Source organism: Waterburya sp., from assembly GCF_058530065.1.
Genome location: NZ_JBZNBU010000272.1, coordinates 1 through 23,029, shown reverse-complemented (window position 1 = coordinate 23,029; position 23,029 = coordinate 1). Strand labels below are relative to the sequence as shown.

The window sequence follows — 23,029 nt, the reverse complement described above, 5'->3', positions numbered from 1 at the left end:
TAAAGGTAAAAGGGTAAAGGTTCTTAAATACTTTTTTTCGGTCGCTAAACAACTTAGTCACCCAGTCACCTCATCTTAATTGCTCAAGACAATAAGTTGCCGACAGAAGAGCGATCGCACTCCTGAAAGATCAAAAGAGCAGTCTGATAATAGTTCTGCCACTGTTTTAGAACCTTTTTCGCGATCGCAAGCTTGCATAAATTCGTATTCATCATCAGAGAGATTTTCCATTTGGAATTCAAAATTTAAAAAACTTTTACTGGGAAAACCTTGCATACAGGGATGAAGTTCGGGAATGGCTTTATTTAGCATTTCATCTTCCGACCAATCTTGTTTGGGTAAGGGAGATTTAGCTAAGAAGAATTCGTAATGAGTTAAGCTGGGATCGAGGAGTTCGATCAGACGATAATAATCGCGATCGCTTAATTTTTTTGCCCTTGCCATTAGTTCTTCCGACTTACCAATCGATTTTTCGAGTTGCCAATATTTAGGATTAGAAAAACCGACAAAATCTAACCCCGAAGCATCGATCAATTGAAACAAAGTTTCGACATTATAATCAATTTCTTGGGGATGAACGTACATATCGGCAAAAGCCTCATCGCGGAAATTTTCTAAAGACCAAAGCTTTTGTTCTTGCTGAAGAATGCGATTGTTTTCTGGCAGGTTGGCAAAAATATCTCGACCTACTTTGACCCCATCCCGATAGTCACCTCGTTTTTCTCCTTGGAGTAAAGCGATCGCTTTTTGCATCAGACTAATTTCCCAACGCCCTAATTCTGCATAAACAAAGATATGCAAAATCCCCCCTGGTTTTAATTTCTTAGCTAAAGCTTGAATGCCTTTCTCTGGTTCGGGTAAATGGTGCAAAACCCCCACACAATTGATAAAATCGAATTCTCCTTCCAGGCTGGTAGCCTCTTCTAACTTGAGATTATAGAAATTCACGGGTTTATCGTGGTTAGCAATAACTCCCGAACGACGACACCTTTCTTGGGCTACTTCTAAAGCCTTTTCACTCAGATCGATCGCCGTAATTTCTGCTGCTGGATTTTGATGGATTAAATAATCAGTACCCGAACCAGTACCGCAACCCGCATCTAGAATACGAATATCTTGGGTAGCAGGTTTCATGCCCGTACAAAAGCTATAAGCCGCAGTCCAACTCCAACGCCAGTTATATCCAGGAGGTTCGAGATCGGAAAGAGGATCGGGAGGAAAAGGATAGGTGTTGTATAGCTTGGCGACGGCTTGATTAATAGCTTGGGAATCGGACATTTTAGGAAATAAGTTTTTAATAGAGTTACTGAAGTTTTAAAATCATACCTCGCTCGCAGCAATACCTTATCTAAAAGCAAAGTTCTAAATCTAAAAGATATTTAGCTTTCTTTCTTTTATCATTTCTGTAAATAATTAACAAAGGCATTATTAATCTAAATGGGTCGTACTTTATACTTGAAGCATAAATTATATATGAGGTTAACAATTAAATGGAAATAACAAATATGTCCCAATGGTTAAGGAAAACTAGCATCGTAATATTGGTGCTGACTGCTGCAATCTTAAAATGCGATCGCCAAGCTCAGGCAGCAGAAACGGTTGTTTTTACTCATGGAGGTGCGAGTCAGTCTGTTTCTGTAGCAGAATTACAAACTTTTGCTTCTACTGGGGAAACATCTCCCTCAATTAATACCATACTCAAATTCGGCAATCAAAACCCATTTATTGTGCGCTGGATACTCAAACAGCAATTTCCTGCCAATACCAAGCTAATTTACGATCTGCTCAATACTGCTCCTGGAGAACACGCTTTAAGTCAAACAGGGGATGTTGTTAGTGCCAAATCAAAACGAGCCAACGTCAAAGCCTTGAGAGGAACATTAGTAGCTTCTGCTAGCGATGATAATTTAATTTCGTCTTTAGAGTTATTGGAGAAGTATCCTACCAAAGAAGTTTATATAGATGGCAAAGCTTTAGCTAAAGTGCAGCAGAATTTAGCTAATTTTATTAGCGAAACTAACAAGATATATCAAGATACTTTTAATTCAGCAACCGAATCTAATTAATTGTTTGTAAAATTAAGCAATCGTGTCTAATTACATATAGTGTTTGCTCTCAAAGAACCATAAGATAATGGGAGTAATATTTTTTATCTAAAATTTTAATGATTACCTATAAAGAGGAATCCCTAAAGGTTGAGACCATATCCCCTGAGGAGCTTAAAAAAAAAGAAAGGATGCGCGATGTCACTCTTCTATTACAGCAGATAGTCGAACGTGAAGAAACATCCCTTAAATTGATTATTGATTGCTTAATTGATGTTGGTTCGATCAACTATGCCAATGCCAAATTATCTAACCCACCTTTAAATAAGATGATGAAAGTCTTGGTAGGTTATATTAAACCTGTGGCGAGAATAGTTGCATTAGGTTGGTTGAAAAAAAATCTTCCCGACTTGTTGACGGCTTGGTTAGAAGGAAAAGTATCCTTTGAACCAGTACCAATTAGCGAAGATGAAGCCGTCACTGGCAAACTAGAAACCGTTCCCAACTCGAACCCTGAAACAGCACCAATTAGCAGTATTGAAGCTGCTCCCTTCAAAGAATCTTTTGAATAAATAATTTATAAAAAATCTCGCATATATTGATTGACTAGCTGTGGTTGCTCTTGTTGTACCCAATGACTGCAATTAGGAATATATTTTAGTTGCAGATTTCTGACATAAGCATCCGTACCATAAGTTAACTCCTTACCAAGAGCAGTATCTTCTTCGCCCCAAATCATTAAGGTAGGAATTTCTAAGATACCGTAGTCGCGATTATCTGCCAGAAAAGTAAAGTTAGCTCGATAATAGTTAATCATTGCTGTCATTGCCCCTGGCTTGGCAGCAGCATGGCGATAGGCTGTCAAATCTGATTCCTTAAATGCCGACTTGTCAATCGCCAGATCTACAAAAGCAGATGCGATCGCTTGATAGTTGTTTGTTTGGAAAATAAGTTCGGGCAACCAAGGTATTTGAAACAAAAAGATATACCAACTTTTTTGTAATTGCTGCCAAGTTTTTAATCCTTCCTTAAATTTAACTGGATGGGGAAGATTCATCACGATTAGTTTTTCGACCATTTCTGGATGTTCGTAGGCGAAATTCCAGGCGATCGCTCCACCCCAGTCATGAGCTACTAAAATACAATCTTCATAGCCTAAACCATTAATTATCCCTTTGACATCGGCAATTAGTTCCGACATTTTATATGCCGACAGGGCTTCTGGTTTATCGCTATCATTGTAGCCCCGCATATCTACAGCTACAACATGATAGTCTCTGGCAAATTCAGCAATTTGATATCGCCAAGAATACCAAAATTCAGGAAAACCATGCAACATTAACATCAGTTTTCCTTCTCCCTGACTCGCGTAATGGAGGTTAATACCATTACTTTTGATGAAACCGTGGTGTAATTCTGGTAAATTTACTGTCATTTCTGATGCAAATAATATTATTTTAGAATCAGAATAATAAATTACAATTTTGAATTTACCAGAACTGTTTCTTTAAAGATTGACAAACAAAAATTGTTTAATTTAACTTTTGCTCAAAAATTATTACTTTTTCTAAGCTCCATCTCAGTTTTTAGAGGACAATCATGAATATATTAAGGAACGCTGCTCTAGACCATTGTTGCCGATAACATAGATTACCTAGGAGATTGAGAGATGATTGGATCGAAAACAGTAAAGAACATTGTTCGATATGTTACCGAAGGTTTTATGGCGATTTTTAGTCCAGCTAAAGACAATTATCCAGCAACTGGAGTCCAACCCTACGAGGGAACAATTAATCCTCATAATGCTTACGATGAATAGGCAGATCGATAAATAAACCAGTAAATAAAAATACCTCGATCTATTAATAGGTCAAGGTATTTTTACTTAAATAAATCTTAAAAAACTTTTCAGTTAGTAACAAGCTCTAATTCTCGGCTTCCCAATCGGGACAACTATCGTCATCCCATCCTTGGGGGTGCATACCACACACTAATAAAATACCGTTATAACTTTGTCCGTGATAATTGATACAGTTAATGCAAGCGGGATTATTTTCGGCAGAAGGAGAGTGAAAGCCAACATTACTATAGTCATTATTGGTATAGAAATCGTCTACAAAATCGTCTACAGAGCGATCGAAATCTTCACCAAATGCAGCATCTATTTCATCGCTAGTAGTGACAATTATCTCAACAATATTTTCAATAAAACTATCTACTTCTTCAACTAAATTAAACCCAAATTGTTCTAAAAACGAACCAATACTTTCACCTACCTCTTCCACAACTGTTTCTGTAGCTTTTTCTACATCGACAAATAATTCTTCCATGTCGGTTGCAGCTTTTTCTACTTGCTTCCACAATTGTTCCTGCCAATCATCCATGATTAATTCTAATAGTAGATTTTATTTCATTATCCATGCCTTACCTATTATCACATTTCTGATTTCAAACGACGTAATTCTTCCTTCAAAGATTCTACTTGTTGGCGCAAATCGTCATTTTCTGGGCTGTTAGTAGATGTTTCTGGCTGAGGTGTTGCTGTGGATTTAGCTTTGGGTTGAGGTTCTTCTTCATCAATAATTTCAATCCGACGAGGTTCTCTCGATTCTGAATTATTATTATCAGTACCTGTAACTACTTGTTTTTGAGCTTGTTCTACCAGTTCGTCAACAAACTTACGAGCTTCTTCAGTATTAATTTTACCCCTTTCCACCATTTCATCGGCGAGACTTTGTGCTTGAGTTCTCAATTCTTTAAAATTGTCGTTGGCTTTTTCTTGAGCGTAGGATGCAAAGCCAACACCCATATAAAAAGCTTTTTTGGCAAGATCTTCAAAACCAGACATATTCTTTCACCTTCCTTTCGATCGCTTTACAATTTATTTTTAGTTTATATCAATCGCAAATTGAATAAATTACAGTAAAAGTTCGGAATTTACGATAATCTTGCAGTAAATATTTATGACTTTATATAATTCTTAGATCTTAGCCCAGGAAAAATCATTGCCGATGTTGGTGCGGGTAAGGGAAATTATAGTAATGCGATCGCCGAACGAGGATATAAAGTAATGGCGATCGAACCTTCAACCATAATGCGATCGCAAGCTCGATTCCATAGTAACGTTAGCTGGATTACTGCTGGTGAGGAACTAAAGACTAAAAACTAATAGCTACCCTAACTAGTTAATACTCTTATCCCGAACTGAGGTTAATATTAGAGTGGAGTCGAACACGAAATAAAGCGGTTTTCCCGCCCGCTCGTGCTAGCTAGCATCAGTTATATTTTTAATTACTTCAATTACTTGGATGAAGGGCGAAACAATCAATAATAAATACACAATTCTCAAGATTCTCGGTAAGAATCTTTTTAGCGAAACATATTTAGCTAGAGGTAAAGGTTCGTCTTTTTTTTGTCGTTATATTATCAAAAAATTTAGACCGATTTTAGGCGATCCTCAAGCCAGAACCTGGAGAACTATTTTCGAGAGAGAAGCTAGTATCTTGAAGCTTTTGAGCGGTAATAATCGGCAGATCCCCCAACTCTATGAATATTTTAAGGATGGAGAAGAATTTTATTTAGTTCGGGAGTGGATTGAAGGAATAACCCTCAAACAAAAAGTCCAACAAGAAGGCAAATTGCCAGAATCGGAAGTCAAAGAGATTTTAAGCAGCATTTTGTCGGTGCTTCAATATATTCATCAATATGGTATTGTCTATCGAGAATTAAGCCCTAGTAGTGTTGTTTTACGCCAGCAAACTAAGCTCGATCCCTCGGCAAAATCAAAATATTTACCCGTACCTATTTATTTTGGCAAAGTCCAAAAATTAGCAACAAAAACTAAAAGGTCAAATGGCTATAATTTAGCTGTGGCAAATCGCGAGCGATACATTCCTCCAGAGTCAGAATTAGAAATATCTTCTTGCGCCGACGATCTTTATAGTTTGGGATTAATCGCGGTATATTTATTAACCGCTAAAACTCCAGCAGAATTAGATACCAATCCTTATAACAACAAAATTTTATGGGAAAAAGAATCTTCTCCCATATCGACTAATCTGACTAGAATCATAAATCGAGCCATTTCTCCCCATCCAGGCGATCGTTTTATAGAGGCAGAAGCCATGTTACAAGCCTTGTTCCCTCAATCGATCGATATTTCTGCAACAGCATTTTCTCCTTTTAAAAAGAAGTTTTGGCTAACAGCAGAAATGAAAATAGTCTCAATTCTCTTCTCTTTAGGATTGGGTGTATTGGGCGCAGCTTTTGCTACTCTTAATTTCGATTTCTCTTTCCTCACTGAAAACCAAGGCGATAGTCAATCTTTAACCAGTCTCGATCTCGAACATCTTACTAAGAATCTAGAAGCAACCTCCAACTCCGAACCCCAACCTCAATTAAATATACCTGCATTTAGAGTTGGCGTTCCTATAGCAAAAATCAAAAGTTCTTTAGGCAAACCTACCCATACCAGTAAAGGTTATTGGGCTAATAGTAAAGCATTTTTATATCAGGATTTTATTCCCAAAGTCGATCTTGGTTACTTATCCGATGTTGAGACAGGAACGATCTATCAGACGGAAGTTTCTTTTGATGAATCAGTAAAAGCCATAGAAATAGAACATACTTTAAAACAATTATTAATGACTGACTATTCAACGGAAATAGATCGTCAAGTAGAAAAAGTAATCAATCAACAAAGCGACAAACAAAAATTTCGCGCTAACAATTTAGAAGGAGTCATTCAACGCAACCCTCAAAATCAAATCTATTTAGCCGTTTGGAAAACTGGTTTTCACCAAAAGTAATGAGTATTTACAATTTAGAATAACTTCTCTTGTGGAATCTTGAGTAGAAAAATCAGCCCCCACTAACAGGAGGAATCAAAACCAATTCATCACCATCCTGAAGTAGGGTATTGGATTCGACAAACTGTAAATTAACTCCAAATCGAGTAACTTCCTGCCATTTTTTTAACTCTGGTTTTTGTTCGATTAAAGACCTCAATACATCTCCTACAGTAGTATTTTGATTCAAAGTTAAATCCAATTCCGAGCGATCGAAAACCTCTTGATAGATTGCAAATAATTTAATCTTTACTTTCATAACCTTTTACACCCTGTGTAACTCTGGAACTGAAGAAAATCCCCTGGGAAAAAATAAAATATTTCATCAAAATGGGAAAATATTTAGTATAGAACACGACTTGGAACTTTACATAACTTACTTGAATTAACTCAAAGCTTAATTCTTCAGGGAAAATCTACCGCACAAATTCTGGAGGCGAGCGAGCCTTCATAAGTATTTTTGTTCTTAGTTAAATATTCTCTAATTTAGAAACCTTCCAAGTCGTGTTTTGAACAAAGATGCAAACAGGAATTAAGCACATTATTGTAATGACAATAATTACAATACTTGCACATAGAACAGGGAGCATCCTACTTTTTGCTTAAGTAGAAATACTTAAAGCGATATCGCCATAATGCCCATTACCAACTACAAGGAGGAACTAATAATATCTCCCAGACTTGCGATGTTGTATGGCGGTAACTCCTCGATCTTGTAATACTTCACCTTTTTCGACGATCGCATAAATTAAAGTGCGATCGCCCGAAGGTAAATGTCCTTGAACCCGACATTCGATATAAGCTAAAGCTTCTTCAATAATTAGGCAACCATTGTCGGCAGGCTTAGTAATCAAATTACCAAAGGAATCGGTACTGCGATTGCTAAAATTTCTTCTTACGCTTCTGCCTTCTTTCAAGATATTAAGTACAAATTTATCCCCTAGTTCGCCAATTAAATTGAGATTATCTTCTTCAGCCAAAGCAATCATCACCCCAGGGGGATTAAAAGTAGCTTGAGATACCCAAGAAGTTAGTACCCCACGATGAACGTTGTTTTTATGGGTAGTTAGAACGCATAGCGAACCCACAACTCTACCGACTGCTTGTTCGGTACGATTGATTTGAGTTTCAGTTATTGCTTGACGAGGAATACGCAACCTCTTGGCTTTTTTTAGTTTGGAAGTGAATTTTTTTCCTGCTTGGATACATTCTTTTAAAGTATTGATGTTGGGACTAAAGCGGACGCGAATCGGCTCAAAACCGAAGTCATAATGGGCTTCTGTTAATTTATTTTCCAACATAGCGACTGCTTCTCCACTCCAGCCATAAGAACCAAATACTCCAGCTAACTTGGTTTTAGCTGCATTGGCTAAAATAATTCCCAAAGCAGTTTGGATTTGGGTAGGGGCATGACCGCCTAATGTGGGCGAACCAATAATGAAGCCATCACAAGTTTGAATCGATTGGGTGATTTCTTCGGTTGAGGCTAATTCGCAGTTAATTAATTCTACTTCTACTTCAGTTTGAATTAGCCCTTGAGCGATCGCATTAGCTAAAATTGCCGTGTTACCGTATGCCGAAGCATAAAGCAAAGCAACTTTAAATTCTTGGCGGTTTTGTTGTTCGCACCACTGACGATAATCGTAGCTAAAGCGACTGAGACTGTATTTAACTAAAGAACCGTGGGCTGGTGCATAAATTTTGCTCGATAAAGAATCAAACTTATCTAAAATATCTTTGACTTGTTTAGTTTGGGCTGCGTGGAGACAATCAAAATAAAAACGACGTTCGACATCTAACTTTTGACTGTTGCGATCGAAGACATCATCATTACATAAATGAGAGCCAAACAACTTATCGGTATAAAGAATTTTGGTTTGAGGATCGTAGGTACACAAACCATCAACCCAACGGGGAGTAGTCGCACCAATAAACTGTAGTTGATGCCCTTTGCCCAAGTCTAAAATATCTCCATCCCGAACAATACGCACTCGCGACTTCCATTGAGGAAATATTAATGCCCCCTTAAGAGATCTTGCTGCTAATTTAGTACAAATGATTTGGGCATGGGGAGCATATCCTGCCAAAGTTTGTACCGTTGCCAGACGGTTGGGGTTAACGTGCTGGAGAATTATGTAGTCCAATCCCTGTAACTGGTTGTGAGCCAGAGTTTCTAAATAAACCTTGGTAAAAGATTTTCCTGGAGGATCGATTAATGCGGTTTTATCCCCCTGAATTAAATAAGAATTAGAAGTCGTACCTTTTTGGCGAGAATATTCTACTTCAAACTTTAATCGATCCCAAGTACGCGATCGCAATATTTGAGTATCGGTAGCAATCTCAGCTATTTGAACGTCTCTATTTTTGATGGGTTTTAATTGATTTTTGGTTTGTGACATGATTAATGATTAATGGTTAATGGTTGATTGTGTTTTGTCTTTCGTGATTAATTACTAGTGACTTTTTCATTGGTTACCCTTTGTCTGTGTCGGAGGGATATTTTTTGTTCTGGATCGACACCTTCAAAAGTGGGAGGTAGCCAAACTCTGACAATTAATAAAACTGCTAGAACTAATAAAAAAGAACAGGTGGCTAATACTTGACTCCAGGGGATATCTAAAATCCCTTTGACGATAATTTCTCTTAAAACCGATACTATGGAAACTTCAACGGCGACGCCAATAGATACTCGGCGTTCTTGTAGATAAATGATTAGTAAGCGGAATAATTCCACCAAAATCAGCACAAACAAAATGTCAGCCGTAACTCGCGTAAAATTTAACGGTGGCAATAAAGACACAAACATTTCTCGTAACTGAAGTGTCATAAAACCAAATAAACCAATGCAAAGAGAGATAATGATAGAGTCTTGAACAAATTCCAAAACATTAATGACTCCACCACTGTTGAGTAATTTGTGCCAGGGAATCGGTGACGAATCGACAAGTTTTTGCATGATTAATAACAGTGTAGAGGAGTAGAGAAGAAGTGAGGATTTAGTGTTTTTGTCCTTGGGAACTAAGGGCTAAATCTTAAGGTGGGCAAAAATAGCTTTTGATTGCTCGAATGTTATGAGTTTTGCTAATTTCCCCACCTTAAAAACTGATCACTAAAAACTAAAAACTAAAAACTAATAATGATTCCCAACTTTGCGATGATGAACGGCAGTTAAAGCACCAACCTTAGAAACTCTGCCAATTTGTGCGGTACTATAAATCAACCAATGATCGCTACATTCCAGTCGGCTTTGAACTTCACATTCGATATATGCCAGAGAATCGGCAATAATTGGCGAACCATTACTAGCAGGTACGGTTTTAATACCTGCAAATCGATTTGCCCCAGGAGCAAAACGTTTGAGAAAGTGTTTGACTAGATGACGTTCTTTGCCTTCTTCTAAGACATTTAAGACAAAGCGATCGCCGATTTGTAAAAAAGATTCGATCGCCCGATCTTTAGCTACGGCAATAGCAATACCCAAAGGAGACAGACTGGCTTGAATCACCCAAGATGCCACCATGGCACTAGAAACTTCTTCTTTGGTTGCAGTAATGATATATAAGCCATTACTGATTCTACCCAAAGCTTTTTGTAAAGTATTATCGATCGCTTTGATTTGTTTGACGGTACGATCTCTGGTTAGCCATTGTCCCAAATCCGTACCTGCTTCTTCACAGAGATACTTGGTGGCAGATTCGGCAGCTTGTTTGACTAAGATTGGGGGAAAGGCTTCTACCAGTCCAATCTCCTGAAATCCATTGCGTAAGGGATAAATTGGTTCGTCTTCACCTCCCCCCGACTCAAATAAACCAATTGCCTGTTTATTGTTGACCGCTGCCAAAATTGTACTGAGGATAGTACTAGCTTCTCGATCTTCTTGGGATGGCATTCCCACAACTATACCTGCTGCTTGGGCTACCAGTTCTCTAACTTCTTGGGGTTCGGTGTCTTTCCAGTTAACCAATTCTACTGTCACTTCCGTTTTCATAATCCCTTCAGCGATCGCTCTAGCCAGATCCTCGCTGTAGCCGTAGTCTTCCCCATAAAATAGAGCCACAAAAGTTTCGGTTTTAGTCTGTGCTTTACTCCATCTTTGATAGCGATCGACTAATTCTTTATGATGGTGTTTTAATAGAGGTCCGTGACCTGTAGCGATAGTTGCTACTTCTAGTTTGCCCATCCGCTTAATCGCTCCCAATACCGAACGAGCATTGGGTTTCATCAAGCAGTCGTAATAATATTCAAAGTCTTCTTCGATGAGTTCCAAATCTTCGTCATAGGTCAATTCGTCACAATAGTGCAGACCAAAGGCATCGCAAGTATAGAGTAATTGAGTTTTATAGTCATAGGTAAACATGGTGTCGGGCCAATGTAAATTCGGTGCGGAAACAAACTCTAATTCGTGTCCCTGTCCCAAATCCAGGCGATCGCCATTCTTGACAATCAGAGATTCAAAGGGCTGATGCACCATATTTTCCAGAAATTTAATTGCTACCTTTGCCCCCACTACCGTAACTTGAGGAGCGAGTGCCAAAATATCCTTTACCAATCCACTATGATCGGGTTCGGTATGACTGATAATTAAATAATCTAATTTAGTTGGATCGATTTCTTTGGTTAATAAATCCAGATATAAGGCGCGAAACTTGGCGTGAGTAGTATCGACTAAAGCCAGCTTGTCCCCTCGAATAATAAAAGAATTGTAGGTCGTACCATTTTGTAAGCCAAACTCAATATCAAAGCGATCGCGATCCCAATCAAGACAGCGAATTGCTTTAGTTTCTTCGGCGATTTCTATAGTTTGTAGGGTTAATCTAGCTGTGGATTGAATATTTTTTTTAGGGGTTTCGATGATTGCAACCATAGTTCAATTACTCCTAATTTAAAGTTTTAAGTAAAATTCTTTGGCTAAAAGGCTGTAGTAGATTGAAACTGATTCAGTTTTAGTTTCTATTATTAAATACCGTCAAAATTTGAAAACTAATTCATCTACTTTTCAAAAAACAATAATTGCTTTTGCTCTCTTTTTTTATGGTGACTTAATCCTATAGATTTTGCCAAATACTTATTTTTTACTTGAGATATCAGTCTGGCTTATGATATGCACCATTTCTATTTTTGATAGATTTTATACTTACCCGATATGCCTTTAAAGAGAAGATAACTATAGATATAGTTCAATATTAAAATTATTTTGCTCAAAAAAACTTTGATTTATTTTTAACTCTATTATCCATAAACAGTATTTTAAATAACAAAAAAAATATTTTAACTTTAGAATAAGTTTTGTTTTTAGATGCACATATCAACCAATAATTAAAATATTTTTCAGAATTATATGAATGATTTATTTGATAAATAGGTAAGAGCCTTTTATTGGTCTGATAGCAATTTTTTATTAAATTCAATTATCACTATTTTTGTAGTTTTGACTTATTTAGCAAGTCCTAACTATAGGGTTTCTCTAAATTGGTAAAGTATACACAATCAACCACTATGGGTCGCGGTATCCTTGAGGACAGCCATCAACAAAAACCGAGGTCTTGACTGTACTGCATTAAAAATGAAAACTGCTATATTTACACTAATAAAGTTATAAGACTAACTTATAGCCTGTTGTAATTAACTAACAATCAACACCACAATTTAGATAAAAATCTACCGTAGCTTATGTGCAAGTAAGTAACGTCTCGAAATTAACTGCTTGCCACTCCCCATAAACCCGTAAGATCGAGTTGCTAAAGATATATTAGTTTTTCTTAAGTAAAACTTTTGAACAATTAATCCCCAAACTCTTGGATTTTGTGGAAGTTACTGGTAATATCTTTATCATAGACTTTTTGCTATCAAAAAATAAACTACATAGAAAAAAAACTATGGTGTTCAACGATCGACAATAGCGATTGATTGATTTTTCCAGCTAGGAGCAAATCCCTCTTAGCTGAGTTTGGTAAGCAAGCTTTTTAAAAAAATCACATAACAAGTAATATATGTTCAATCTAGCATCAGGAATCGATTTGCTATTTTCAACACCTTTTTTAGCCACCGAAACCACGGTCGAAAACGCGCCAATGGTGTTGGCAGGTGTTTTATTAAGTTTGGTTTTCATCTATCTAGCTAGTAAATTGGGTGGAGAACTCTCCAAGTTAGTAGATTTACCTCCTGTATTAGGAGAATTAGTGGCAGGGGTTGTAGTAGGCATTTCCGCATTACATCTTTTAGTCTTTCCCGAAACAGGTGCAGTAGCTAGCGACTCGATAGTCATTACTATTTTGCAAAAAGTTGCTGGTTTAAATCCCGAAAATATTGGCGAAGTATTTGCTTCTTCTAGTGAAGTAATTTCGGTTTTAGCCGAACTAGGGGTAATTATTCTCCTCTTTGAAATTGGTTTAGAGTCAGATATCAGGGAACTACAAAAAGTCGGTGCTACAGCAGCTATCGTTGCCGTAGTGGGTGTTGTTGCTCCTTTTGTAGCTGGTACAGTGGGTTTGATTGCTATCTTCAATATGCCAACCATCCCCGCCATCTTTGCTGGGGCAGCATTAACTGCTACTAGTATCGGTATTACCTCCAAGGTGCTATCAGAACTAGGACAACTCAAATCTACCGAAGGTCAAATCATTGTTGGGGCTGCGGTGATTGATGATGTGTTGGGCATTATTGTTTTGGCAGTCGTAGCAAGCTTGGCAAAAACAGGGGAAGTAGATGTCGCTAATTTAATTTACTTGATTATCAGTGCGACTACATTCTTGTTGGGTTCGATCTTTTTAGGAAAATTCTTTAACAAAAGTTTTGTAGCAGTTGCTGAAAAACTACAGACTAGAGGCAAGTTGGTTATTCCTGCTTTAGTATTTGCTTTTTCGATGGCATTTTTGGCTCATGCCATTCATTTAGAAGCAATTCTTGGAGCTTTTGCAGCGGGTTTGGTCTTAGATGAAACTGATAAACGTAAAGAACTCGACCAACAAATCATTCCCATCGCTGATATTTTAGTTCCAATTTTCTTTGTATCGGTAGGTGCAAAAGTAGATTTAAGCGTTCTCAACCCCAGTAGCGCGGATAACCGTCAAGGATTGGTAATTGCCGCTTTTCTAATCGTGGTTGCTATTATCGGTAAATTGATTACTGGCTGGGCAACTATTGGTAAGGAGAAAGTCAATCGCTTGGCAATTGGCATCGGCATGATTCCTCGGGGAGAAGTTGGCTTGGTATTTGCAGGTATTGGTGCAGCTAGTGGTGTTTTAGATAAACCCTTACAAGCAGCGATTATTATCATGGTGATTCTCACTACCTTTATTGCTCCTCCTTTGTTACGTTTTGCTTTCCAAGATACAGAAACAGTGGCAGAAACAGAAGTCGAGAAAACAGCCGACTTAGCAGCTACTAATTAACCTATAACGATTGGCAGTTGTATAGAGAAATTAAAAACCAAAAAAGCGATCGCATTATTAAAAAGCGATCGCTTTTTATTACCATTTAATTAGCTATCTCAGTAGATAGCGATATGCCAAACTAATAGCATCATTCAGATCTACATCTCCATCTCCATCAGAATCTAGGAAATCGTTGACTACTGGATTTTGAGCTTGGACGTTACCCCTACGATTGCCAGTTTTGAGAAAATTTAAAACCAAAGGAATTAAAATTGGTAACAAAGCCATGATAGTTTGAGAATTCAAACCCGTACGACGACTAATTTGAGCGACCATCTGCTGCACTTGAGAACTATTAAATAAAGCAGATAAAATTTGCGAGTTAGCCCTCGTACCGCCAAATTGATTGACTAATTGATTGACTTGAGAAATATCACCATGATTGCGTTTTTCTTGCAAGGCTGATTTTGTATAGTTACCCACTATAGACATCGCCGATTGAATCGCATCGGGATTGGCATTATAATTTTGACTCAATTGTTGTATGGTATCGACAATCGATCCCAATTGACTGCCGCTTGCTTCCATTTCAGGATTATCGATCGCATCTAAAATTTGATTGACAATACTCATCTTGCTCTTGTTCATAATTTTGTATCGATCTAAATTATCGATCGAAATCATCTCTAAAGACTTTTTATGGTGATTTTATTCATCAAATTCTTCCTCAGATAGACCTTACGAACATCAGAGGGGGAGGTATGACGATAAGCTAATAAATTAGAGAAAATTTTTTTACCGAAAATATGACCGATTTTTTGCATACGTTTACTTGGAATTGGCTGGATAGTTCGTCTTTAATTGCTACTGCTACCGAAGCAGCGACAGAATCCGATGCCGAAGAAGGAACTCTAGTCCTAGCTGGGGTTTTGCTGAGTTTAGTCATTATTTACTTTGCCAGCAAACTGGGAGGAGAAATTTGTTCTCGAATCAATTTACCACCAGTTTTAGGAGAATTAGTCGGCGGTGTTTTAATTGGAATTTCTGCTTTTCGTTTGTTAGTTTTCCCCGAAAACAGTTCCCCAGAAGACTCTTTAATTATCAGTATGCTGCAAAGTACCGCAGGATTGCCTCCTGAAGCAGCATCGTCGGTATTTGAAGCTCAAAGCGAAGTAATTTCTCTCCTATCGGAATTAGGAGTAATTATCTTGCTATTTGAGATTGGTTTAGAATCCGATCTCAAAGAATTGATTCGCGTTGGGCCAATTGCTGCGGTAGTGGCTGTTGTAGGAGTTGTTGCTCCTTTTGTTAGTGGTACTTTGGGTCTAGTTTATATCTTTGGTACTCCTGTGATACCTGCTATTTTTGCAGGGGCTGCTTTAACTGCTACTAGTATTGGGATTACTGCCAAAGTCTTAGCAGAATTAGGGGAATTAAGTTCCGAAGAAGGTCAAATTATTATTGGTGCAGCAGTACTAGACGATATCTTGGGGATCGTTGTTTTGGCAGTGGTTGCTAGCTTGGTCAAAACTGGTGAAATTCAAATAAGTAACATTGTTTATCTAGTAATTAGTGCAGCAGTATTCTTAATTGGCTCGATTTTATTAGGTCGCTTGGTTAGTCCTTTACTAGTCGGCTTAGTTAATGAAATGAAAACTAGAGGAGAAGTCCTAATTACAGGTTTAGTTTTTGCTTTTTCCCTTTCCTATATTGCTACTGTAATTCATCTCGAAGGAATTTTAGGTGCATTTGCTGCGGGTTTAATTTTAGCCGAAACTGAAAAACGTAAAGAACTAGAAGAACAAGTAATTCCCGTCGCCGATATTTTAGTTCCCATATTTTTTGTCTGTGTGGGAGCAAAAACCGACCTCAGCGTCCTCAATCCTGCCGTTCCTAGCAATCAGGAAGGATTGATTATTGCCACATTTTTAATTTTAGTTGCTATCCTGGGTAAAGTTATTACTGGCTTTACGGTTTTTGGCAATCCCGAACTCAATAAATTAGCAATTGGTGTGGGAATGATTCCCAGAGGAGAAGTAGGTTTAGTCTTTGCGGGAGTAGGTTCTGCTAGTGGCGCGCTATCTGAAGCTACGGAAGCAGCAATCATTGTGATGGTGATCTCGACTACATTTGTCGCTCCTCCTTTACTGCGCTTGGTGTTTAAGGAACGGGAAACCTTAACAGAATCGGTGGACAAAGTTGGAGAATGACAACATAATTAGGCGAAGCTCGTAACCAAGGCGCAAAAGTTCAACTAGCTTTGCGATCGTCGGAAAAAAATAGTTTATGAAACCTAATTGCTTCTTTTTACGTCTCGATAGATCGAAATTCAAGAATGGGTATTATAGAGTTCTAATGGAATTGACTCAGAACTCTTTGAGTTATATCCTGCTCCTTCTAGAACAATGGCATTGGGTGCTAAATTATTGTTGGTATTCAAGTTTGGGGAATTACACCATTATGAATATGGAAAATCAAAGTCAAGTCCAGGTTGAATCAGGCTCGAAAATGACCCTCTTACCCCACGACTTTTCTACCCCATTATTTCGATTGCACCACCAACTTTACACCCCAGGTTTTAGTCTAGGAGCCGAGTCTTGGCTTACCGTATCTAACGGCTCAGTTACCTACTGTATGTAAGGAGCAATCATTGTGAGATTTCACTGGCTATTATCAGGTTTTATAGGCGTTTTTTTATTTTGTTCCCCCGCTGAGGCAGGAAAAATTATTGATTGGGAATTGAAATCTGAAGATAATAATTTAACTTTCGCGACCGATGAGGGGGTACAACCCGAAGCACAGTTATTAAGCAATCCAACTCGTTTGGTCATTGACTTGCCAGGAACTACTTTAGGTAGAGAAACTGTCAAAGAAACCTATAGCGGTGCTATTCGGGGCTTTCGCATCGGGCAACCAGAATCTGATGTGGCTCGAATTGTGGTGGAACTCGCCCCTGGTTATACTTTAGACCCAGACCGTATTGAATTTAAAGGTGTTTCTCCTACAGAGTGGGAAGTAGAATTTCCCGAACCAAAAGTATCTCGGATCGATTTTGCCGATGATAATGAAAGCCAAGAGTTAGATCTGCCTCAAGTAGAACTGACCGAATCTTTACCTGAAACCAATAGAGCCAGCTTAAATACAGTCTCCGTTGACGATTCGCCCCACATCAGAGTTACAAAAAATGGCTTTTTTGTAGATATTGATGGCAACCGTCAAATTAAGATCGATTCGTCAAGAAAAGGCGATCGCATTGACTTTATTTTAGAGGGCATTAGTCTTCCTTCAGATTTGTTAGATAGCTCTGTTGCTGTCAACCGCTATGGAGTTGCAGAAATTGAATTCCAACAGGTCAACGATTCTGAAGCCTTGATGAGTATGAAGGTGGACGATAACAGTCCCGATTGGTTGGCTACTTTTAGTCGCATCAAAGGTTTATTACTCGTACCCAAAGGTAAATTGCCCGACTCTGGTAATATTGCTATTTCTGACGATTCCGAACCAGCAGAATCTATGGGAGAAGTAAAAACTAGCGATCGCGATGAGTTGGGTTTAATTGATGAAATCGAACTAACCGACGACGACGAGCGAATTTTAATCCATGCCGATAATGAACTAGCAGCGGTTGCTTCTAGAAGTAGTAATGGCATTTATAGCATCATTATTGATAATGCAGAATTAGCCGATAATTTTAAAGGGCCGAAATTAGTTGCGGGAAGTCCTATTTCCCAACTCAAAGTGCGTCAAGAAGATCGGCGAGTTATCTTAGAAGTAACCACTCGTTTGCGCTATAGTTTAGGACAAATTCAAGCAGAAGATAATGCCGTAGCTTTACCAGTCAAAGTCGGAGTTGCTCCCCTTCCCCAAGGCAATACCCCCCTTTTGCCTCCCAGTTTGGGTAAAGTACCTAAAACTAGACCAATTCCCAGCAACCCAACTCCACCACCCAAAAGCGATCGCCCACGCATAATTATTGACCCAGGGCATGGAGGCAAAGACCCAGGTACGGTTGGTATTGGTGGTTTTCGCGAGAAAGATGTGGTGTTACCTATTTCTTTAGATGTAGCGGAAATCTTAAGAAAACAAGGAATCGAAGTCATCATGACCAGAGAAACCGATCGCTTTATTCCTTTACAGGGTCGAACAGATCTTTCTAACGATCTAGATGCCGACTTGTTTGTCAGCATTCACGCCAACGCGATTAGCCTCAGCCGTCCCGATGTCAATGGTTTGGAAACTTATTACTACAAAAGCGGTCGCCGTTTGGCAGAAATTATACATTGGAGTATTCTTAATGGAGTCAATATTGATAACCGAGGTATTCGTCGCGCTCGATTTTACGTTCTCAGACATTCTATAGCTCCCGCCGTATTAGTCGAAGTCGGTTTTTTAACTGGTGCAGTGGATTCATCCCGTCTGAAAAATCCCAACCATCGTCGTCAAATGGCAGAAGCGATCGCCAGAGGAATTATAGAGTATATTAAACAAAATAAATTATAGGTATTTTTACGGATAACGAACTATCTTTAGTTAGATTCTAATTAGTAATTGTATTACCCAAAATATAACTGTTTAAGATTTAAAGTTTAAGAATGAAAAATTGCGCTCGACCAATTGGTTTGTTTGATAGTGGTGTAGGTGGTTTAACAGTCTTGAGAGAAATGTATCGGCAAATGCCTACAGAATCTCTACTCTATTTTGCCGACTCCGCCAGACTGCCCTATGGTAAGAGATCTCCCGAAGAAATCCTTGTTTTTGTCCGAGAAATTCTTGACTGGATGTGCGAGCAAGGTGTCAAGATGATTATTATGGCTTGCAATACTAGTTCTGCTCTAGCTTTAGAAACAGTTCGTCAAGAATATGATATTCCTATTTTGGGGGTAATTCTTCCAGGAGCGAAAGCAGCAGTCAAAGTCGGTAGAAGAATCGGCGTGATTTCTACCTCTGCCACTGCTCGCAGTCATGCCTATCGTCAAGCAATTCAAGAAATTGACCCCCAAGCAGAAGTTTGGGAAGTCCCTTGTCCCAAATTTGTCGAGCTAATCGAGCAGAATCAACTTTATACGGAACATACCAAACAAGTAGCTCGCGAATATCTTCAGCCTTTACTCAAGAAAAATATCGACACTCTGATTTATGGCTGCACTCACTATCGGCATTTAGAAAAGACTATTTGTTCTTTATTGCCGATTTCGGTCGTAACGATTGACCCTGCAGAACATATTGTCGTGGCTGCAGAGAAAGAACTGTCTTTGCTAGGACTGCGCAATACTAATTTTGCTTTACCTACTCTTTTTTATACTAGTGGCTCTTGCCAGCAATTTGCCCAGCTTTCCCAACAATGGCTTGGTTACTATCCTCAAGTAACACGAGTACCAATGCAAGAGTTACCATCAGAAATGTTGGCTTTAAATCCAGTTGAATAACTTGGAAAATAACTTTAAAATATTCACACAAGCCAAGGTTTATGGCATCTTAACCCGATTTTTGGTTTCTTCAGAGTTATTGGCTATGGGATTATTTCCTTGTTTGAACATCTGAGCCCAACCCAACAGTACGTAAATACTAACAAGGTAAATGGCGGCAAATAATAGAATGAAGACTGGTAGATTGACGAAATTCATTTTCTTGGTGGATAGACTGAATTAAACGGTTTTTTATTGAGTAAAAAACTCAAAGATGGTTATTTTGTCAAATAAATTTAACTTATTTCAAAGCAGGAGAATCTGCCTCATCTGTCTAGTTAGATAGAGTTTTAACAACGCCAGTTAACGCTCATAAAGCAAGTTTAATAAGCGACCGACGCGATCTATGTTTTGATCGATGGCCTCGACCATCGACTAACTATTCCTTACACCAATTTGCATACTTTTATTATGTCTGAATTTTCAACAGGTTAAATGTTCAGAATAATCAAGTATATCTATATCCAAAAGTAACCAGCGAAACAAATTATCGAACGTTACTCAATATTTATTTTTTAAAATTATGGTAGTTATCAAAGCAACTATCCAGTTAAGTGGGTAGAATATCCTTAATTGATATTTACACCAAAAATCTAGCTCTATCGATTCGAGCGATCTTAGCTTAACCGAACTCTAAGTCAACCGCAATAATAATCGCAGTATTACAGTAGAGCGATCGCCACCATTCTTTTCTAACAAGAACTAGATCTCAAATTAAGAAAATTCAGTCAGCTATATCTGCTCTAATAAATAATAAATTTATCGAGACCAACACAACTGGGCTTTTTCCTATTTTTGATGTCGCACAAGCAACTACTAATTTTAAAAATCTTAGGTTTCAGTATAACACACTTAGTATTAATTTGGACTATTTACTCGGTATTTATTCTCTTTAAAATTACATTTTCTTAACTTAAAACTCTATAGTTGAGAGTTAATAGTTTGCGAACGGGTTAGCTTCCCTTAAAATAAGTACAATAATATGTAAAGTTTCTTAAATAAGATAATTGCCAGAATTGGCTTAACAATGACATCTTCTACTACTTCTTTATTAGCACCCGTTGAAAAAGATCTGCAAATACTGACAGATAACCTCAAACAACTAATTGGTGCTCGTCACCCGATTTTGGGGGCTGCTGCCGAACATTTGTTTGAAGCTGGAGGAAAGCGAATTAGACCAGCAATCGTTTTGTTGGTTTCTAGAGCTACTATGTCAGATCGTGATTTAACCAGCCGTCATCGTCGTTTGGCAGAAATTACTGAAATGATTCATACTGCCAGTCTGGTACACGATGATGTGGTAGACGAAGCAGATTTACGCCGTAACGTAGAAACAGTAAACAGTCTGTTTAATAATAAAATTGCCGTATTAGCTGGTGATTTTTTATTTGCCCAATCATCTTGGTATTTAGCCAATCTTGATAACCTTCAAGTAGTCAAATTACTATCAGAAGTAATCAGAGATTTTGCAGAAGGAGAAATTTTACAGGGCTTGAATCGTTTTGATATCAGTGCGTCCATTGAAAACTATCTCGATAAAAGCTACTATAAAACCGCTTCTTTGATTGCCAACAGTGCTAAAGCAGCAGCAGTTTTGAGCGATACTAGTGTTGATGTTAGCCAGCATCTTTACGATTACGGTCGTAATTTGGGTTTGGCTTTTCAAATTGTCGATGACATTTTAGACTTTACTGGCTCGACCGAAGTTTTGGGCAAGCCAGCAGGTTCGGATTTAGCCAGTGGTAATTTAACTGCCCCAGTGCTTTATGCTTTAGAAGAAGAACCTTTCTTAGAGATTTTAATCGAACGGGAATTTACCGAATCAGACGATCTGAGTAAAGCATTAGAGCTAGTTCAGAATAGCAATGGTATCGATCGCGCTCGTCAACTAGCAGCAGAGCATACGCAAATGGCAGCCGAAAGTTTGAATTGTCTGCCTCCTTCAGATTCCAAAGATGCCCTTCAAGAATTAACTAATTACGTAGTTAGTCGTTTATATTAGGTTCAGTTAGCTCAAGATAGCTCGAAGTTAATAGTTATTTGGAGGAATTTGGATAGATGTCAGCTAAAAAGCAGACTATTCTGGTTACTGGTGGTGCTGGTTATATTGGCTCTCACGCCGCATTAGCTTTGAAGAAAGCTGGTTATGAAGTAATTATTTTAGATAATTTATCTTACGGGCATCAAGAGATAGTCGATAATGTCTTGCAGCTAAAGTTGATTGTCGGAGATACGAGCGATCGCACTGTCTTAGATGAATTATTGACAACTTATCAGATTGATGCGGTTATGCACTTCGCTGCTTATATAGCAGTAGGAGAATCAGTGAAAGAACCTGGGAAATATTATCGCAATAATGTTGCTAGCACCTTAAATCTTCTGGAAGCAATGTTGGCACACGGCGTTAATAAAATTGTTTTTTCTTCTACTTGTGCTGTATATGGAATGCCTAAAGAAGTTCCCATGACAGAAAATCATCCCCATAATCCCCTTAGCCCTTATGCTGCTAGCAAAGATATGGTAGAGCAAATTTTGAGGGACTTCGATCGCGCATTCGGTCTTAAATCAGTAGCCTTCCGCTATTTTAATGCTTGTGGTGCAGATCCAGGAGGCTTGTTGGGAGAAGATCACCAACCAGAAACTCATTTAATTCCTTTGGCTTTGCTTACTGCCCTGAAAAAAAGAGAATCGTTATATATTTTTGGTACTGACTATGATACTCCCGATGGTACTTGCGTGCGGGATTATATTCACGTTAATGATTTAGCAGACGCTCATGTTTTAGGCTTGGAGTATTTACTTGCAGGTGGAGAATCTGATGTTTTTAATTTGGGGAATGGCAATGGTTTTTCTGTTAGAGAGGTCATCGAAACAGCTCGCGAGGTAACAGGTTTAGATATTCCTGCCATTGAAAGCGATCGCCGTGCGGGAGATGCGCCAACTTTAGTCGGTAGTAGTAAAAAAGTAAAAGACAAATTGGGCTGGAATCCTAATTATGACGATCTTAAGCAGATTATTGCTCATGCCTGGCAATGGCATCAGAAGCGACATGGGGATTAGGAGATTAGAAGATTAGGAGACTGGGTGACTAGGAGACTAGGAGACTAGGAGACTAGGAGACAGGGTGACGGGGTGACGGGGTGACTGGGGGACGAGGTGACCTTTCAAGGGTATGTTTTTAAGATTCATCCAGGGGCTGGAGAAAAATCGGGAATAAAGCTGCCTTTAGGTAAAGGCATTCCCTTAATCACAGATGCTAAAATCACCAAAAAGCCTCGTCGGAAACAACTTATAGTCGT

The 23,029-nt window shown here is 38.4% G+C and carries 22 protein-coding genes; 12 read left to right on the top strand and 10 right to left on the bottom strand.

Features of this window, described 5'->3' with window-relative positions; translation table 11 throughout:
• Nucleotides 1–75: 75 nt before the first annotated feature.
• On the bottom strand, nucleotides 76–1,278 hold the full coding sequence (locus tag AC33VI_RS16300) for a class I SAM-dependent methyltransferase (RefSeq protein ID WP_491783315.1): 1,203 nt from the start codon (nucleotides 1,276–1,278) through the stop codon (nucleotides 76–78).
• A 212-nt stretch (nucleotides 1,279–1,490) separates the two neighbouring features.
• On the opposite strand from AC33VI_RS16300, the gene AC33VI_RS16295 reads away from it, so the two are divergent.
• Both AC33VI_RS16295 and AC33VI_RS16290 read left to right on the top strand, forming a co-directional pair.
• Nucleotides 1,491–2,066 (top strand): alpha/beta hydrolase, encoded by a 576-nt coding sequence (locus AC33VI_RS16295; RefSeq protein ID WP_491783314.1) that lies wholly within the window; start codon nucleotides 1,491–1,493, stop codon nucleotides 2,064–2,066.
• 98 nt (nucleotides 2,067–2,164) lie between these two features.
• Nucleotides 2,165–2,617 (top strand): hypothetical protein, encoded by a 453-nt coding sequence (locus AC33VI_RS16290; RefSeq protein WP_491783313.1) that lies wholly within the window; start codon nucleotides 2,165–2,167, stop codon nucleotides 2,615–2,617.
• Between the two features lie 5 nt (nucleotides 2,618–2,622).
• Here AC33VI_RS16290 and AC33VI_RS16285 read toward each other — a convergent pair whose 3' ends face one another.
• Nucleotides 2,623–3,480: an alpha/beta fold hydrolase gene (locus AC33VI_RS16285; RefSeq protein WP_491783312.1), complete on the bottom strand. Its 858-nt coding sequence runs from the start codon at nucleotides 3,478–3,480 to the stop codon at nucleotides 2,623–2,625.
• 234 nt (nucleotides 3,481–3,714) lie between these two features.
• Here AC33VI_RS16285 and AC33VI_RS16280 point away from each other — a divergent pair, with 234 nt between their 5' ends.
• On the top strand, nucleotides 3,715–3,864 hold the full coding sequence (locus tag AC33VI_RS16280; RefSeq protein ID WP_491783311.1) for a hypothetical protein: 150 nt from the start codon (nucleotides 3,715–3,717) through the stop codon (nucleotides 3,862–3,864).
• 106 nt (nucleotides 3,865–3,970) lie between these two features.
• Here AC33VI_RS16280 and AC33VI_RS16275 read toward each other — a convergent pair whose 3' ends face one another.
• Complete coding sequence (locus tag AC33VI_RS16275) at nucleotides 3,971–4,429, bottom strand: hypothetical protein (RefSeq protein ID WP_491783310.1); 459 nt, start codon at nucleotides 4,427–4,429, stop codon at nucleotides 3,971–3,973.
• Nucleotides 4,430–4,479: 50 nt separating this feature from the next.
• Entirely contained in the window at nucleotides 4,480–4,893 is a 414-nt protein-coding gene (locus tag AC33VI_RS16270) for a phasin family protein (RefSeq protein ID WP_491783309.1), read from the bottom strand.
• A 153-nt stretch (nucleotides 4,894–5,046) separates the two neighbouring features.
• Between AC33VI_RS16270 and AC33VI_RS16265 the strand changes: the two genes are divergently transcribed.
• Nucleotides 5,047–5,214 carry a methyltransferase domain-containing protein gene (locus tag AC33VI_RS16265; protein WP_491783342.1) on the top strand — a complete coding sequence of 56 codons (168 nt, stop codon included), beginning with the start codon at nucleotides 5,047–5,049 and terminating at the stop codon, nucleotides 5,212–5,214.
• Between the two features lie 139 nt (nucleotides 5,215–5,353).
• A complete protein-coding gene (locus AC33VI_RS16260) occupies nucleotides 5,354–6,853 on the top strand; it encodes a serine/threonine protein kinase (protein ID WP_491783308.1) in 1,500 nt (499 codons plus the stop codon).
• A 52-nt stretch (nucleotides 6,854–6,905) separates the two neighbouring features.
• On the opposite strand, the gene AC33VI_RS16255 is transcribed toward AC33VI_RS16260, so the two are convergent.
• The 4 genes from AC33VI_RS16255 to AC33VI_RS16240 form a co-directional block, all read right to left on the bottom strand.
• Complete coding sequence (locus AC33VI_RS16255) at nucleotides 6,906–7,151, bottom strand: MoaD/ThiS family protein (RefSeq protein ID WP_491783307.1); 246 nt, start codon at nucleotides 7,149–7,151, stop codon at nucleotides 6,906–6,908.
• Between the two features lie 403 nt (nucleotides 7,152–7,554).
• Nucleotides 7,555–9,291 (bottom strand): diflavin flavoprotein, encoded by a 1,737-nt coding sequence (locus AC33VI_RS16250; protein ID WP_491783306.1) that lies wholly within the window; start codon nucleotides 9,289–9,291, stop codon nucleotides 7,555–7,557.
• A 47-nt stretch (nucleotides 9,292–9,338) separates the two neighbouring features.
• Complete coding sequence (locus AC33VI_RS16245; RefSeq protein ID WP_491783305.1) at nucleotides 9,339–9,848, bottom strand: phosphate-starvation-inducible PsiE family protein; 510 nt, start codon at nucleotides 9,846–9,848, stop codon at nucleotides 9,339–9,341.
• A 174-nt stretch (nucleotides 9,849–10,022) separates the two neighbouring features.
• Nucleotides 10,023–11,756, bottom strand: a complete 1,734-nt coding sequence (locus AC33VI_RS16240) for a diflavin flavoprotein (RefSeq protein WP_491783304.1) — start codon at nucleotides 11,754–11,756, stop codon at nucleotides 10,023–10,025.
• Between the two features lie 1,126 nt (nucleotides 11,757–12,882).
• Between AC33VI_RS16240 and AC33VI_RS16235 the strand changes: the two genes are divergently transcribed.
• Nucleotides 12,883–14,283, top strand: coding sequence for a cation:proton antiporter (locus AC33VI_RS16235; protein ID WP_491783303.1), 1,401 nt, complete (start codon nucleotides 12,883–12,885; stop codon nucleotides 14,281–14,283).
• Nucleotides 14,284–14,376: 93 nt separating this feature from the next.
• Here the strand turns inward: AC33VI_RS16235 and AC33VI_RS16230 are convergent, their stop codons facing one another.
• Nucleotides 14,377–14,898 carry a DUF937 domain-containing protein gene (locus AC33VI_RS16230; RefSeq protein WP_491783341.1) on the bottom strand — a complete coding sequence of 174 codons (522 nt, stop codon included), beginning with the start codon at nucleotides 14,896–14,898 and terminating at the stop codon, nucleotides 14,377–14,379.
• A gap of 173 nt (nucleotides 14,899–15,071) precedes the next feature.
• On the opposite strand from AC33VI_RS16230, the gene AC33VI_RS16225 reads away from it, so the two are divergent.
• The 4 genes from AC33VI_RS16225 (at nucleotide 15,072) to murI (ending at nucleotide 19,691) form a co-directional block, all read left to right on the top strand.
• Nucleotides 15,072–16,475: a cation:proton antiporter gene (locus AC33VI_RS16225; RefSeq protein ID WP_491783302.1), complete on the top strand. Its 1,404-nt coding sequence runs from the start codon at nucleotides 15,072–15,074 to the stop codon at nucleotides 16,473–16,475.
• 250 nt (nucleotides 16,476–16,725) lie between these two features.
• On the top strand, nucleotides 16,726–16,905 hold the full coding sequence (locus tag AC33VI_RS16220) for a hypothetical protein (protein ID WP_491783301.1): 180 nt from the start codon (nucleotides 16,726–16,728) through the stop codon (nucleotides 16,903–16,905).
• A 12-nt stretch (nucleotides 16,906–16,917) separates the two neighbouring features.
• Nucleotides 16,918–18,765: an N-acetylmuramoyl-L-alanine amidase gene (locus tag AC33VI_RS16215; protein ID WP_491783300.1), complete on the top strand. Its 1,848-nt coding sequence runs from the start codon at nucleotides 16,918–16,920 to the stop codon at nucleotides 18,763–18,765.
• 92 nt (nucleotides 18,766–18,857) lie between these two features.
• A complete protein-coding gene (murI, locus tag AC33VI_RS16210; protein ID WP_491783299.1) occupies nucleotides 18,858–19,691 on the top strand; it encodes a glutamate racemase in 834 nt (277 codons plus the stop codon).
• Nucleotides 19,692–19,730: 39 nt separating this feature from the next.
• Here the strand turns inward: murI and AC33VI_RS16205 are convergent, their stop codons facing one another.
• Nucleotides 19,731–19,889 (bottom strand): hypothetical protein, encoded by a 159-nt coding sequence (locus tag AC33VI_RS16205; protein WP_491783298.1) that lies wholly within the window; start codon nucleotides 19,887–19,889, stop codon nucleotides 19,731–19,733.
• Nucleotides 19,890–20,757: 868 nt separating this feature from the next.
• On the opposite strand from AC33VI_RS16205, the gene sds reads away from it, so the two are divergent.
• Nucleotides 20,758–21,732, top strand: a complete 975-nt coding sequence (gene sds, locus AC33VI_RS16200) for a solanesyl diphosphate synthase (RefSeq protein WP_491783297.1) — start codon at nucleotides 20,758–20,760, stop codon at nucleotides 21,730–21,732.
• A 56-nt stretch (nucleotides 21,733–21,788) separates the two neighbouring features.
• Nucleotides 21,789–22,790 (top strand): UDP-glucose 4-epimerase GalE, encoded by a 1,002-nt coding sequence (gene galE, locus AC33VI_RS16195; protein WP_491783296.1) that lies wholly within the window; start codon nucleotides 21,789–21,791, stop codon nucleotides 22,788–22,790.
• Nucleotides 22,791–23,029 lie beyond the last annotated feature (239 nt).